At 61.8% G+C, this 14,087-nt stretch carries 13 protein-coding genes; 7 read left to right on the top strand and 6 right to left on the bottom strand.

The features are described from left to right. Position 1: 1 nt before the first annotated feature. Positions 2 to 1,408 carry a type I glutamate--ammonia ligase gene (gene glnA, locus WCZ84_RS01195; protein ID WP_372684425.1) on the bottom strand — a complete coding sequence of 469 codons (1,407 nt, stop codon included), beginning with the start codon at positions 1,406 to 1,408 and terminating at the stop codon, positions 2 to 4. 338 nt (positions 1,409 to 1,746) lie between these two features. Here glnA and WCZ84_RS01190 point away from each other — a divergent pair, with 338 nt between their 5' ends. The 3 genes from WCZ84_RS01190 to WCZ84_RS01180 all read left to right on the top strand — a co-directional run bounded on the left by WCZ84_RS01190 (position 1,747) and on the right by WCZ84_RS01180 (position 5,111). Further along, positions 1,747 to 3,624: an LTA synthase family protein gene (locus WCZ84_RS01190; protein WP_372684424.1), complete on the top strand. Its 1,878-nt coding sequence runs from the start codon at positions 1,747 to 1,749 to the stop codon at positions 3,622 to 3,624. 107 nt (positions 3,625 to 3,731) lie between these two features. Then, positions 3,732 to 4,091 carry a hexameric tyrosine-coordinated heme protein gene (locus WCZ84_RS01185; protein ID WP_372684423.1) on the top strand — a complete coding sequence of 120 codons (360 nt, stop codon included), beginning with the start codon at positions 3,732 to 3,734 and terminating at the stop codon, positions 4,089 to 4,091. Positions 4,092 to 4,298: 207 nt separating this feature from the next. Beyond that, the gene (locus tag WCZ84_RS01180; RefSeq protein ID WP_372684422.1) at positions 4,299 to 5,111 is read left to right on the top strand and encodes a mechanosensitive ion channel family protein; all 813 of its coding nucleotides are present in this window, start codon (positions 4,299 to 4,301) and stop codon (positions 5,109 to 5,111) included. 95 nt (positions 5,112 to 5,206) lie between these two features. Here WCZ84_RS01180 and cysE read toward each other — a convergent pair whose 3' ends face one another. Together cysE and WCZ84_RS01170 are read right to left on the bottom strand one after the other, a co-directional pair. Continuing rightward, positions 5,207 to 6,139, bottom strand: coding sequence for a serine O-acetyltransferase (gene cysE / locus WCZ84_RS01175; protein ID WP_372684421.1), 933 nt, complete (start codon positions 6,137 to 6,139; stop codon positions 5,207 to 5,209). 12 nt (positions 6,140 to 6,151) lie between these two features. Continuing rightward, positions 6,152 to 6,976, bottom strand: coding sequence for an RNA methyltransferase (locus WCZ84_RS01170; RefSeq protein WP_372684420.1), 825 nt, complete (start codon positions 6,974 to 6,976; stop codon positions 6,152 to 6,154). A 46-nt stretch (positions 6,977 to 7,022) separates the two neighbouring features. Here WCZ84_RS01170 and WCZ84_RS01165 point away from each other — a divergent pair, with 46 nt between their 5' ends. Further along, a complete protein-coding gene (locus WCZ84_RS01165; RefSeq protein ID WP_372684419.1) occupies positions 7,023 to 7,799 on the top strand; it encodes an inositol monophosphatase family protein in 777 nt (258 codons plus the stop codon). A gap of 9 nt (positions 7,800 to 7,808) precedes the next feature. Continuing rightward, positions 7,809 to 9,350, top strand: a complete 1,542-nt coding sequence (locus WCZ84_RS01160; RefSeq protein WP_372684418.1) for a TerC family protein — start codon at positions 7,809 to 7,811, stop codon at positions 9,348 to 9,350. Between the two features lie 51 nt (positions 9,351 to 9,401). Here the strand turns inward: WCZ84_RS01160 and WCZ84_RS01155 are convergent, their stop codons facing one another. The 3 genes from WCZ84_RS01155 to WCZ84_RS01145 form a co-directional block, all read right to left on the bottom strand. Next, a complete protein-coding gene (locus tag WCZ84_RS01155; RefSeq protein WP_372684417.1) occupies positions 9,402 to 10,325 on the bottom strand; it encodes a DUF4922 domain-containing protein in 924 nt (307 codons plus the stop codon). A gap of 217 nt (positions 10,326 to 10,542) precedes the next feature. Next, positions 10,543 to 10,842 (bottom strand): HigA family addiction module antitoxin, encoded by a 300-nt coding sequence (locus WCZ84_RS01150; protein WP_372684416.1) that lies wholly within the window; start codon positions 10,840 to 10,842, stop codon positions 10,543 to 10,545. Between the two features lie 9 nt (positions 10,843 to 10,851). Next, on the bottom strand, positions 10,852 to 11,130 hold the full coding sequence (locus tag WCZ84_RS01145; protein ID WP_372684415.1) for a type II toxin-antitoxin system RelE/ParE family toxin: 279 nt from the start codon (positions 11,128 to 11,130) through the stop codon (positions 10,852 to 10,854). Between the two features lie 409 nt (positions 11,131 to 11,539). On the opposite strand from WCZ84_RS01145, the gene WCZ84_RS01140 reads away from it, so the two are divergent. Both WCZ84_RS01140 and WCZ84_RS01135 read left to right on the top strand, forming a co-directional pair. After that, the gene (locus tag WCZ84_RS01140; protein WP_372684414.1) at positions 11,540 to 11,944 is read left to right on the top strand and encodes a hypothetical protein; all 405 of its coding nucleotides are present in this window, start codon (positions 11,540 to 11,542) and stop codon (positions 11,942 to 11,944) included. Between the two features lie 810 nt (positions 11,945 to 12,754). Next, entirely contained in the window at positions 12,755 to 14,044 is a 1,290-nt protein-coding gene (locus WCZ84_RS01135; protein WP_372684413.1) for an aspartate aminotransferase family protein, read from the top strand. Positions 14,045 to 14,087 lie beyond the last annotated feature (43 nt).

Here is a 14,087-nt window from a genome sequence, read left to right as displayed (position 1 = left end):
TTCACAAGCTATAGTACATGTCGAACTCGACCGGGTGCACGACTTGGCGCAATTGGGTGACCTCGTGCATCTTGCAGGCCACGTAGGCTTCGAGCATCCCCTGGCTGAACACGTTGCCCCGCACCAGAAACTGATGGTCGGCCTCGAGCGCCTCCAGAGCCTGATCCAGGCTGTGCGCCACACGGGGTACCTGGGAAGACTCTTCGGGCGGAAGATCATACAGGTTCTTGCTGATGGCATCGCCCGGGTGGATCCGGTTCTGGATGCCGTCCAGACCTGCCATCAGCAGCGCCGAGAAGGCGAGATAGGGGTTGGCCGTGGGGTCCGGAAATCGGCATTCGATGCGTCGCGCCCGGGGGCTCGACACCCAGGGGATGCGAATCGACGCCGAGCGGTTGCTTGCCGAGTAGGCCAGCATGACCGGGGCTTCGAAGCCGGGTACCAGGCGCTTGTACGAATTGGTTCCGGGGTTGGTCAGGGCGTTCAGGGCGTGGGCATGGTGAATGATGCCGCCGATGTAATGCAGCGCCAGTTCCGATAAGTGGGCATAGCGGTCGCCCGAGAACAGGTTCTCGCCGTTCTTGAACAAGGATTGGTGCACGTGCATGCCCGAACCATTGTCGCCCACCAGGGGCTTGGGCATGAAGGTGGCCGTCTTGCCGTGCGCATGGGCCACGTTGTGCACGCAGTACTTCAGGATCTGTACCTCGTCCGCTTTGTGCATCAGCGTGTTGAAAGGCACGCCGATTTCACATTGGCCGGCCGTGGCCACTTCGTGATGGTGGACCTCGATGGACAGGCCCATGGCCTGCATCGCGCTGCACATGGCGGTGCGCAGGCCATAGAGGGAATCCACCGGCGGCACCGGGAAATATCCCCCTTTGACGCGGGGGCGATGGCCCGAGTTGCTTCCGGCCATCGCCTGTTCACTGGTCCAGGCGCCTTCGGTGGAGTGGATCACGTAGCCGGCTTCCTGCATGTGTGAACGCCATTGCACCGAGTCGAAGACGAAAAATTCGGGCTCAGGCCCGAAGTAGGCGGTGTCGGCGATTTGGGTGCTGCGCAGATAGGTTTCCGCGCGACGGGCAATCGAGCGGGGATCCCGTTCATAGCCCTGCAGCGTCGCGGGTTCGAGCACGTCGCTGCGGACGATCACGGTCGGTTCTTCGGCGAACGGATCCATCACGGCGGTCGGGTCGTCCGGCATCAGGATCATGTCGGAGGCTTCGATGCCCTTCCAGCCGTGAATCGATGAACCATCGAACATCTTGCCGTTTTCAAAGGCCGCCGCGTCCATCACCTGGGCTGGAAACGTGACGTGCTGTTCCTTGCCGAGCGTGTCGGTGAACCGTAAGTCCACCCAACGGGCCTGATGTTCCTTGATGAGGGTATGGGTCTTGAGTGTCATGATCGTGTCCGGTGTGGGTTGGGGCCATGCGGCCTGCCACTGGGACTGATGCAATAATCATGCCATCGCGTGGTTTGCCGGGCCGGTTGGCAAAGCGGCAGGCGCACGGGCCTCGAAGGGCAAAGGGCGCGTGCCATGGACCAGGCGGGCTCAGGTCGCCCGGCGTGTCCAGGCGATGACGTTCGACCCATTTCGGGGCTCGTCGTTGGCCTTTTGCACCAAAATAGCGCCTGCGGGCGGTCGGCTTGTACTATGCAAACCACCCAATTGGGCCCATAATCCGCAACCAGGAAGGTCACTGGGTCAGGCGGCAGCCGCGAGTCCCCAAAGGTATAGGCGTGTTCACTCAAATTGCGGAATTTGCCGCTCTGGCGCTGTGCCTGCTGACGCTCAACCGGCTGGTGTTGGCACTCTGGCTGCGGTCTCGCGTGCAGGCCGCGGGCGGGTGGTCGCACATCTTTCTGTGGGGCCTGCGTATCGACCTGAATCAGCTCGCCATGTGGGTGGGTATCCCGCTGCTGCTGGCGCCCTGGCTCGACGACCATCCGTTGGCGCTGCTGTTTACGGGCTTATGGTTGCAGCTGGTCTGGTTGCTGTTCGTTTTCATGGAGGCAGCGACTCTGCCGTTCATCCGCGAGTACGATACACGCCCCAATTATCTTTTCCTCAACTACCTGAAGTACCCAAAAGAAGTATTCGGGATGCTGTGGAAAGGCTACAAGGGCGCTTTGGCGGCTTCGGGGGGCGCGATGGTGGCTGCCGCCTGGGTAGGCCATATCGCGTTTAACGACGTCACGCCGTCCGTGCCGTTGGCCTGGTACTGGGACGTGTTGCTGACGCTGCTATTTGCGGGCGCGATCTTCCTGGCCATTCGCGGCACGCTGGGGCATCGCCCCATCAATCCGGCATCGGTGGCCTGGTGTGGCGATGGCTTGCTCAACACCTTGCCGCTCAATTCGCTCTACAGCGTACTGTTTGCCTTGTATGCCAAAAAGAACGAACGCTCGGCCGCGGATGCGTATGGCGGGCTGCCCACCGAAACGATGCTGGCCGAAGTCTGTCGGGTGGCACTGATCGATCCCGGGCCTGACGACCGCCCCACCTTGCACGCACAGATCGCCAGTGTGCCGGCAGAGCGTCCGCGCAACATCGTGATCATTCTTGAAGAAAGCCTGGGTGCCCAGTACGTGGGCAACCTGGGGGGAACCGACTGCACCCCTCATTTGGATCGGCTGGCTGGGCTGGGCTGGAATTTCACCCGGGCCTACGCCACGGGGACCCGCTCGGTGCGGGGTCTGGAGGCCGTCGCCGCGGGTTTTCCGCCCACCCTGTCGGACGCGGCGCCGCGCCTGGCCGAGGCCCAGAGCGATTTCTTCACGTTGGCCCAGCTGTATCGCCAGCAAGGGTATCGCTCGCGCTTCATTTATGGTGGCGAGGCGCATTTCGACAACATGAAAAATTTTTTCCTGGGCAATGGCTTCGACGAGCTCTATGACCTGCCCACGTTTTCGTCGCCGGCCTTCGTGGGTACCTGGGGGGCCAGCGACGAGGACATGTTCGATCAGCTGCACGCGCTGCTTTCCCGCGAAGAGACGCAACCCACTCTGCATCTGGCGTTCACGGTGAGCAACCATTCTCCCTGGGAATACCCGGCGGGGCGCATCGCGCCGCAGGGCGACGCCGCCAGCGTATTCAATACGGTGCGTTATGCAGACTGGGCCATCGGCCATTTCTTCGAGCGGGCGCAGGCCAGCGCCTACTGGAACGACACGGTGTTCCTGGTGGTGGCCGACCACGATTCCCGCGTCTGGGGCCCCACCCCTGTCCCGCTGGCGCATTTCCGCATCCCCGCCCTGATCCTCGGGGGCTGTGTCGTACCGCGCCGTGATGACCGCATCATCAGCCAGATCGATCTGCCCACGACGCTTTTATCCCTGGCGGGCTTCAGCGCCACCCATCCCATGATCGGGCACGACCTCACCCGGCCTGGCACGGGTGGGCGCGCGATGATGCAGTATGAAGAACGGTATGGCTACCTGTGCGGGGACGACCTGCTGGTGCTGCAGCCGGGGCGCGGGGCCAGCCATTTTCTCTATGCGGCACCCGATACCTACGTGGCGCAGCCTGAATCAGACCCTGGGCTGGCCCGCACTGCATTGGCGCACGTCCTGTGGCCTCATTGGGCCTACCGGCATCACGCACACAGTATCCCCTGAGGGTCGATATCCATAATCGCCACGGGGTCGTTCTTGATTCACATCAAGTCCACTCCTAGACTGAGGGTTGGTTGGCGAGGGGCCGACACTTTTTCAGGAGTTACTTCATGCAACGACAAATCACTCGATTCACGCCGTTTCAGCTGCCTGCCGCGATGCTGACGTCCTTGCTGCTGGCGGTCGTGCTGGCATTCGGTCTGGCCGGTCTGGCGCAGGCGCAGGACAAAGCCCAGGCGCAGAAGCCGGCCGGCCTGACCACCCTGAAGACCGACACGCCCGAAGAGGGCTTTGCCCTGGCGGTGAAGCTGGCGCAGAAGGGGGTGGCGACGGTGCAGAAGGATCCCGCGGTTCGCAAGGAATTGCGCCCTGGCTACGACCATAACCCGGCCAGCCTGATTGCGGTCTCGCACGTCATAGCGACCCACTTCCAGACGATTTCGGCCGCGAACAATTACTGGGCCCAGTAAGCAGACCGATCATTTTTTTGTCATTGGGGGCAAACCCGCGTGCTGTCAGCATAATTTGCGACCGTCCACGCGTTGCCCCCTGACTTGTCCACAGTCTCTGGGGATAAGCTCACCGGCCCCGCATAGGGCATTCACCGGGTCAATAGTTCAAACCTGGCCTGCTATCATCCAGTCATTGTTCATCATTTGATTTGCAGGTTCAGGCTCATGGAAGAACTTCGTACATTCTGGGCGGGTATTCCCGGTGTCGGTGCCATTCTGGTGCACTTGGCCGTCACGCTGGCGATATTGGTGGTCGGCTGGCTGGCCTCCAACTGGGCGGGGCGCTGGACGCGGCATGTGGCCAAGCGCTCCTCGTATGTCGATCCCACCATCCTCCCGATGCTCTGCACCGTGGTCACCTGGGCGGTGCGTGTCGTGGTGCTGCTGGCGGTGCTGGCGCGCCTGGGGGTCGAAACCACCAGCCTCATCGCCGTGCTCGGCGCGTCGGCGTTGGCAATCGGCCTGGCGCTGCAGGGTACCCTCACCAACTTTGCGGCCGGCATCATGCTGCTGGTCCTGCGGCCCATCCGGGCGGGTGAATTCGTGTCCATCGCCGGCCATGGCATGGGCACGGTCGACGAAATCAGCATCTTCATGACCCGGCTCGAGCAACTGGACGGCACTTTCCTGCTGCTGCCCAATACGCTGGTGTGGGGCGGCGCGGCCATCACCAACTACAGCCGCAATCCCACGCGCCGGATCGATCTTACGCTGGGGGTCCGCTATGACGACGATCTGGACGCCGCACTCGCTGCCCTGAAAAAGCTCGCCGATGAGCACGAGCACGTGCTCAACGATCCTGCGCCCCAGGTCATGGTCGAAAAATATGGCGAGAACGTCATCATGATCAACCTGCGGGCCTGGATGCGCTCGGCCGAATACTGGGACGCCTATTACGATCTCTACCGGCGTGCCCCCGAAGCCCTGCGCGAGGCCGGCATGCGTCCACCCATCCCGCAGCGGCAAATGCTCAACTGAAGCCTGGGCGCAGCAGCGCCCGGACGCATCGCCCGGGCCAGGCGTCATGCCGGGCCCGGCGCTGCCTGGCAGGCCGATCCGGCCAGGCTCGCGGTTCAGTCCATCATGCGGTTCAGGCGCTCGGCATCGAGCGGGCGCTGGCCGTTCTCGACGCGCTGGCCCAATTCTTCCATGGCGTGGCACAGGCGCTGGATGCGTGCATCCTGCCGTGCGGCGTGGTCGATCAGTTCGTGCAGAACCCGGACCAGAGGATCGTCATCCGAGCGACCCACACCGTACGGGGCGAACTCGCCCGTGTCCGCGTCGGTGGGCTGGTCGGCCGATGGTTCTTCACCGGGCGGCGGGCCAGGTTCGGTTGGGGCGGCGGGTTTGGGATCGGCTGCCGGGCCGGTGGGCGGATCACGCAGCAGCAGCTCTTTCCATGGGCGGGCCTCCCAGGGCGCAGGTCGGGCGGTATCGCCAGCCTCTTCGCAGGGGCCCGGTGCCTGGCTGTCGCGAGGGTCGTCGCGGGGCCCGGGCAGAATGATGCGCGCTGGGTTGCCCACCGCTGTGGCACCCGCCGGTACGGGTTTGATGACCACGGCGTTCGAGCCGATCCGTGCATGGGCCCCTACGGCGAAGCCCCCCAGGATCTGGGCCCCGGCGCCCACCACCACCCCTTCTTCGAGCGTCGGATGGCGCTTTTCGCCCTTGTACAGCCGCGTGCCGCCGAGGGTGACCCCTTGATAAATGGTGCAGTCATCGCCGACCTCTGCGGTTTCCCCAATGACGACGCCAAAGCCGTGATCGATGAACACGCGCCGTCCGATGCGCGCGCCGGGGTGGATTTCGATACCGGTGAGCAGGCGCCCCAGGTGTGAGATGAAGCGGCCGGCCCAGTACCAGCGGGCGCGCCAAAGGCGGTGGGCCAGACGATGAATCAGGATGGCGTGCAGCCCCGGATAGCAGGTCAGGATTTCGAAACGACTGCGCGCGGCCGGGTCGCGCTCGTGGATGCAGTCGATATCTTCGCGTAGTTGCTGAAACATGAAGGCGGGCACTCAAGCGGAAGAGGTGTCGGTGTGTCGCGCACGGCTGCGGATCATCGCCGTGCACAGGCCGCGCAGCATGTCGACTTCGTCGACACTGGGCTGCGCGCGTATCCATAGCTGGCGCATGCGGGGTACGAGCTTCTTGGGATGATCGGGGTCGAGAAAGCCGGTGGCCTGCATGGCCTGTTCGAGGTGTTCGAGCAGGGCGGCGACCTGTGCGCTGTCGGCCGGATCGCCGCCGGGATCGTGGCGCCCGTGTGTGTCGGGCAGGCGCGCCTGGCCCGTAAGCGGCAGCAGGGCGTAGCGCAGCTCCCAGGCGCACAGCTGCAGGGCCTGGGCGACGTTCAGCGAGCTGTAGGCTGGATTGGCCGGAATGTGGCAGGCGTACTGGCACAGGCCCAATTCGTCGTTGGACAGGCCACTGCGCTCTGTGCCCACTACCAGGGCCACGCGATGGCGTGGGTTGGCCAGGGCCTGGGCCGAGCGCTCGGCCGCCTCGCGGATATCGCAGACTTGCGGGCCCAGTGCCCGCGGCCGCGCGGTGAGGGCGAAGCTGAGCGTGGCCGGTGCCAATGCCTCGGCCAGGCTGGCGTGGATTTGGGCGGTCTCGAGCAGGTCTCCGGCCCCACTGGCAAGCGCGACGGCCTCGGGGTGATGGGCCACTGCCGGGTCTCGCGGGGCGACCAGGTGCAGGCCGTCGAACCCCATGGTCTTCAGGGCGCGGGCGGCCGAACCCACGTTGCCCGGGTGGCTGGGGCGGACCATGATGAAGCGGGTGCGCGCGAAAACAGCCAAGGGATCAGGGGCCGGTTCAGAAGATTCTTGCGGAGTCATTTAAAATAGCAGGTTGTTGCCGTGATCTTTGGAAAACTGTTCGCCCATGCACCCAATGCTCAATACCGCCATCAAGGCGGCGCGCCGTGCCGGCACGATCATCAATCGTGCCAGTCTCGATCTCGAACGCCTGAACATTGCTCGCAAGGGCCCCAGGGATTATGTCACCGAAGTCGATCGGGCGGCAGAAGAATCGATCATCGACATTTTACGCACTGCGTATCCAGACCACGGCATTCTTGCGGAAGAGTCCGGCCTGCACCCGGCCGACGGCCCAGAGCCTGAATTCCTGTGGGTGGTCGACCCGCTCGACGGTACCACCAATTTCATCCATGGCTTTGCCCATTATGCGGTGTCCATTGCGCTGATGCACCGGGGCCAGGCCATGCATGGCGTCATTTTCGACCCCACTCGCAACGAAATGTTCACGGCCAGCCGCGGCAGCGGGGCGTTCCTGAATGACCGCCGGGTACGGGTTTCGTCCTGTCATCGCTATGGCGATGCCTTGCTGGCTTCGCATGTGCCGCGCTCGACGGCGCTGCCGGCCGATTCCCCGTTCATCTGCCTGCTGGGCGATTGCGCCTCGGCCCGGCGCACCGGGTCCACCGTGCTCGATCTGGCCTGGGTGGCGGGCGGGCGGCTCGATGGCTTCTGCGGGTCGGGCCTCAAGCCCTGGGACATGGCCGCCGGCAGCTTGCTGGTGCTCGAAGCGGGCGGCCTGATGGGCGACTACCAAGGCGAGCAGGGCTGGATGCAGTCGGGCAACGTGCTCGCGGCCAACCCGCGGGTGTTTGCGCGCTTTGTCCAATACCTGAAAGATTGAGGGGCCTTCATGGAATGGTTGCTGGATCCGGCAGCCTGGGTGGGCTTGCTCACCCTCATCGTTCTTGAAATCGTCCTCGGCATAGACAACCTCGTCTTCATTGCCATCCTGGTCGACAAGCTTCCCCCCAAAGAGCGGGATCATGCCCGGATCGTCGGGCTGGGCCTCGCGCTGCTGATGCGCCTGGTGCTGCTCACCGTGATGTCATGGCTCATCCGCCTGACTGCTCCGCTACTCGTGCTGGGTGGTTTTCAGTTTTCAGGGCGCGATCTCATCCTGATCGCGGGCGGTTTCTTCCTGTTGTTCAAGGGCACTTTCGAGCTGCACGACCGCATCGAAGGCCGTACTTTGCACGCCACGGGTTCGCGCCTGCACGCCAGCTTCTGGGTGATCGTCACCCAGATCGTCATCCTGGATGCCGTGTTTTCCATCGATTCGGTGATCACGGCCGTCGGCATGGTGGACCATCTGCCCATCATGATGGCCGCCGTCATCATCGCGATGGGGGTCATGCTGGTGGCTTCCAAGCCCCTGACCGCCTTCGTCAACGCGCATCAGACCGTCGTCATCCTCTGCCTGGGGTTTCTGCTCACGATCGGCTTTTCCTTGGTGGCCGAAGGCTTTCAGTTTGCAGTGCCAAAGGGTTATCTGTATGCCGCGATCATTTTCTCGGTGCTGATCGAGACCCTCAATCAATGGGCCCGGCGCAACCAGCAGCGGGCTGAACAGCGTCGTCCGATGCGTGAACGCACTGCCGAGGCCGTATTGCTGATGCTGGGGCGCCGGCCACTGGCCGGACCGGAACCCGAAGTGGATGCAGACGTACCAGAGCCCATCGAAGCCTTCGGGGTGGAAGAACGCAATATGGTCAGCGGCGTGCTTACGCTCAGCGACCGCAGTGTTCATTCCGTCATGACGCCGCGCACCGAGGTGTCATGGATCAATCTGGAGACGCCGGCCGATGAGTTGCGGGCGCAGCTCATCCGCGAACCGCACAGTTTCTTTCCGGTATGCCGCGGTACGCTGGACGAGGTCGTGGGGGTGGGGCGCGCCAAGGAGCTGCTGCTCGACCTGATCGAGTACGGCCAGATCCGCGAGACGCGCTTGCGCGAGCCCATCATCGTGCACGAGACCATAGATATCCTGCCCCTGATGGAGACGCTCAAGCGGGCGCATGGGCTGTTGGTCCTGGTGGCCGACGAATTCGGCTCGATCGTCGGCGTGGTCACTCCCATTGACATTTTCGAGGCCATCGCGGGCGAGTTCCCCGACGAGGACGAGGTGCCCGACATCATCGCGCAGGGCGATGGCCGCTGGCGGGTCGACGGCGCCGCCGACCTGCATCATCTGGAGCAGGTTCTGCATACCGACGGCCTGGTGGATGACGATGAAGAGTATTCCACCCTGGCCGGCTACCTGCTCGAGCGCTTCGGGCGCTTGCCCGAAGTGGGCGACCAGTGCGAACTCACCCACGACTGGGGCGGATTTCGCTTTACCGTGGCGGCCATGGAGGGCCGCCGGATCGCGGCGGTCCAGATCGATCGGCTTTAAGCTGGCCGGGGCCGTACGGCGGCGTATTGCGGGCTGCGGCTGGCTGGGTGCTCAGCCAGCGGGTGACGATGCATCCGGCCAAGGCACGCCCACCTGCAGCAATGCCTTCAGCGGGCCGGCGGCGCGAATGGCCTGCACTTGTTCTGCATTGCGTGCGTACAGCGTGCCGCCAAACGACAAGGCATTGAGGGACACGCCAGAAAAGTGCTCACGGCTGCGCAGCACCATGAGCAGCCAGCCGTCGTGGATCAGCAGATTGTGCGGCGGCAGGAGGCCATCGGCGTCCACCTGGAGGCCCAGCAGCTGGCGCGCTGATTCGTAGGCCTGCCGCAGGGATTCGGCACTGCGCTGGGGATCCTCTCCGGGCCCGGCCTGCACGGGCAGAAACACGTGGCGTACGGATAACAGGGGATGGTGCAGGGCGGCTGGCTGTCCTGTGCGCTTCGCCCCGGCGTGGTCGTGTGAGTTGGCCAGGCCGGCCACCAGATGGCGCAGTGTGGCGTTGCCGGGATCTTCGGGTACCCATTGCACGTGCTTGTGGCGCTGACTGGCGCCCGCTTCGGGGCCGCCGTTATAGAAGCCCAGACCGCCCACCGACGACAGGACCTCGGCCAGAGCCAGGAAATCCGTGTGCTCCAGGGGGGTGCGCTGCTCGGCAAAAGCTCGCCGGGCCAGTACCAGATGGTGCAAGCAGACGGGGAATTTGTTCAGAATCACCACGTGGTCGGTGCCGATCGGGCCGATCAGCAGGGCGGGTTCGGGCTCGAGGAACGGATTGAAATCTACGTTGCGCGGACCACCTGGCAAGGTGGTTGGCGCGCTGTCTTTCTGGGCCAGGGCGGCGATCCAGCGCACGATGAATGGCAGGCCGGCTTCTTCGAGAACGGTTTGTTCGGCCTGGATGGGCTGCAGATCGCCGGATTCGAGCGCGGATTGCGTGCGTGTGCGCACGGCCTGCATGAGCGCGGAAGGCATGGGGGGAAATCCTTGTGGCGGTTGAATAGTGTGTGGCACCTGAGTGCCGGCTCGTTGTTACTATACCGTTTAATGCCACGGCGGGAATGCGGGCCGCGTTGAATTCGGATTCCCATGATGCCATCATCGATCAAGATTATTGGACCGCCAAATTGGGTGGTCACGCTCATTCGAGTGGGTCTTCGGACATGGATGGGACCAATCACCCTGGTTTTCTTCAGGTGTGCTCGTGTTCTAGTGGGTGGATTCGCGCCAGAATATCGGCCAGTTTGTCTTTTGCCTGAGCCTGATCATAATCCAGTTGCAAACCTGACCAGAATTCATCCGAAGTTCCAAAATAGCGAGATAGCCGCAGGCCGGTATCGACCGTGACAGCCCGCTTGCCTGCCACGATCTCGCCAATGCGACGTTGCGGAACGCCGATTTCCTTGGCCAAGCGGTATTGCGTAATGCCCATGGGCTTCAGGAATTCTTCCAACAGGATCTCCCCCGGGCTTGGATACGGAACGACACGCATGATGTACCCCTAGTGATAGTCTACAATTTCGACTTGCTCCGCACCCTGTTCCGACCACCGGAAACAGATTCGCCACTGGTCATTGATCCGGATGCTGTACTGTCCCCTCCGTTTGCCCTGGAGCGCTTCTAGCCGATTGTTGGGCGGGATACGCAAATCTTGCAGTACAGCGGCACGCGCCAGCATCGCCAGCTTGCGCATGGCAACGGTTTCTATATTGACGAACTGTGGCACGCGCTGCCCTTCAAATAAGGCCTGTGTCTGAGCGCATGTGAAGGACCGTATCATGATAGTAACGCAACACGTTAGTATGAGCAAGCGATTCTAACGAGGCTCGGCAGGGGAAGAGCTCGAGGATTCAAGAAACTCACAAGCCAACCCCTACCTCTATAGAAAAATCGGCTCTCTTCCGTTTACGGTCATGATATGGCTGCTTCGACTTGTTGATGAACATCGGGAAGCCCTAATTGCCCAGAGATTAGACGGGAGAGCAGCGTGTCAGGGTTCGAAGAATTGCTTCGCTTTCTCCGGCTGGCCGGGCCACGCGACACGACATGTCGCTTGGGCGTGGATAATGACACTATACCTGATGAAGGTTTCCATGCCGTCCCAGCGGTCCAGGGCCGCGTTGGGGCTGCGGCCATCGGGGCACTGGCCACGCAAATGAACGGAGTCCTGCACGAACGATGCTTTCAGAATGACTTTTATACTGGAAGTCGCAGATTGCGGGCTGTCGGAACGTGATCTGCTTGAGCGGGTACGATTTCAAATATTCCAATGTCGAGCTCTGCCCATTGCCCCACAGTACGTGAAGCTATTCGTGGAGCGCAACAAGAATGGTGCAGTCGATGCCGAAGCGATCTGCGTGGCGACAACCTGTCCCGAGATGCCTGCCGTCCCCGTGAAGACGGCAAGCCAACAGGCGATTCCCTCTATCCACCGTACCCGTCAGGGTGTTGTGGAAGCGAGGATTGTGCAGGCTAACCAGAGTCGCGGACTGCTGGCCGAATTCAGCTTTGTGATTTCGCAAGGCATCAACCTCCGTGGCAAGAGCGTCCCGGGGATCATCGTCCTCCCCACAGTCCGGACGTTCTCACGGTAACAGCAGCACAACCAGCAATGATGTTGATGTGCAAATTTCGACTGCATTAATTGTCGAATTGGCAAAGTTCAAGGTAAACTATGCATTGGAAATTTGCGATACAATTACTAGCATGCGGTTTTCATTCCATTGTCTTGCGGGAATTACTCTTCATGTGTCCTTTAAATTTTGAGGGTTTGCATGAATTCCTTAACCGGGATCTATCGAACAACGGTCGCCGTCAAATGGGCTGCGAGATTCCGGTCATGGTCGCCAAGGCTACGGTGCCTGCATACAGAAGCAGGGAGGTGGAACCCGGCACGGATGATCCACCGGGTCAGTTGTGCCAGTACTCGCAGACTAGGTTCGAGCGAAAGCTCGAAGCGGTCGATCGTCTCAATGTAGCAACCACCACACAGGTCTTCTACGCGCAGGTCTCGATGCAGCATGTGCCTGACACCCAGCGACGTTCCGATAGCGATAGTGTTCCTGTCGGTTTTGCCCGCGCCGCAGCCATGCTAGCCGAAGTACTAGAAAGGCAGAGTGCCGATTCCGCGCTGACGGAAGCTGACCGTGCTCTGGCGCTGAAGCGTCAGCACGGTGCTGCCATAGTGATGGATCAGCCTGTCAGTTGCTTGATTCAGTCATGTTGTAGTTCTTCGCCATCCAGGCCATTTTGCTGGTGGCGACCCTCAAGCCTGGCCCCTGGCGTTCGCGACGCTCAGGCTCCGTGAATACCTCCGAAGTCTTCCGTTTTAAAACTCTTTCGACCGGCCGCTTACCATGGCCACCTTCATACTTCGCGCAATGTCAGTCCAAATATCCGATTCCATGACAATCCAAAGCACCATCGACGAGGCTAAGAGCCGTTACGCTGTGGCCCACCCGAAGAGCCTAATGCAGCATCAAAAGGCGGCACGGGTAATGCCAGGCGGCAATACTCGTACGGTTCTGCATAGTGATCCCTTTCCAATTACGCTGGCGTCTGCCGAGGGCTGTCGCGTTACTTCGATTGACGGCCAGACCTACGTGGATTTTCTGGGCGAATACACTGCAGGCCTCTACGGTCACTCGGATCCGGTGCTAAAGGCGGCTGTACAGCGCACTCTAGACAGCGGTTGGGTGCGTGGAGGGCATATTGAGCAGGAGGAGCAGCTCGCAGGATTGATTTGTGCACGATTCCCGTCCATTGCACAGATTCGATTTACAAACTCGGGCACCGAGGCAAACCTGTATGCTTTTTCGGTGGCGCGTGCCGTTAGCGGCAAGAACAAGATCGTGGTTTTCGAAGGCGGGTATCACGGAGGTGTTTTCATGTTCCGGGAGGCCAAGAGCCCGCTCACAGCGCCTTTCGCGTTCGTTCGTGCGCCATACAATGATTGGGCTGGCACCGAGGCACTGCTCAATGCGAACCGCGACGACTTGGCGTGTGTGGTGATCGAACCCATGCAGGGCTCGGGAGGTTGCATTGCGGCCGAGCCAGAGTTTCTGTATCAACTGCGCCGCTGGACCGAGACAAATGGGACCATTCTGGTATTCGACGAGGTGATGACTTCACGGCTGGCCAGTGGGGGCTTGCAGGGCGCGTACGGCATTACGCCCGACTTGACCACGCTGGGCAAATACATCGGCGGAGGCTTCAGCTTTGGTGCGTTCGGTGGCCGCGCCGACATCATGGAACGCTTCAATCCACTGAAACCGGGTTACATTGCCCACGCTGGTACTTTCAATAATAATGTCTTCACCATGTCCGCTGGGGCAGCTGGTCTGTCCAAGGTCTTCACGCCACAGGTGGCGGCTGCGCTATCGGAGCGCGGCGAGCAGCTGCGGGCGCGCCTCAATGATATTGCGCGTACGGCGTCATTCGCAATGCAGTTCATCGGGGTCGGCTCCCTGATGAACGTGCACATGGTGCAAGAACCGATACGCAGTATCCGCGATCTCGCAGCCAGCAATCTGCAGCTGCGCGACTTGTTCTATTTCGACATGCTGGAACAGGGCATCTGGCCTGCACGCCGGGGCATGCTCAACCTGTCGCTGCCGATGGGCAGTGCCGAGTTTGAGAAGCTCGCGAATGCCGTGGCTCACTTCGTCGATAAACGCCGCGGGTTAGGCACATGAGCGGTATTGATCGCGGGCTGCTGTATTCACGCGGTGCGACTGG

The organism is Castellaniella sp., assembly GCF_041675725.1.
Classification (GTDB): Bacteria; Pseudomonadota; Gammaproteobacteria; order Burkholderiales; family Burkholderiaceae_B; genus Castellaniella.
This window is presented reverse-complemented; position numbering and strand designations above follow the sequence as displayed.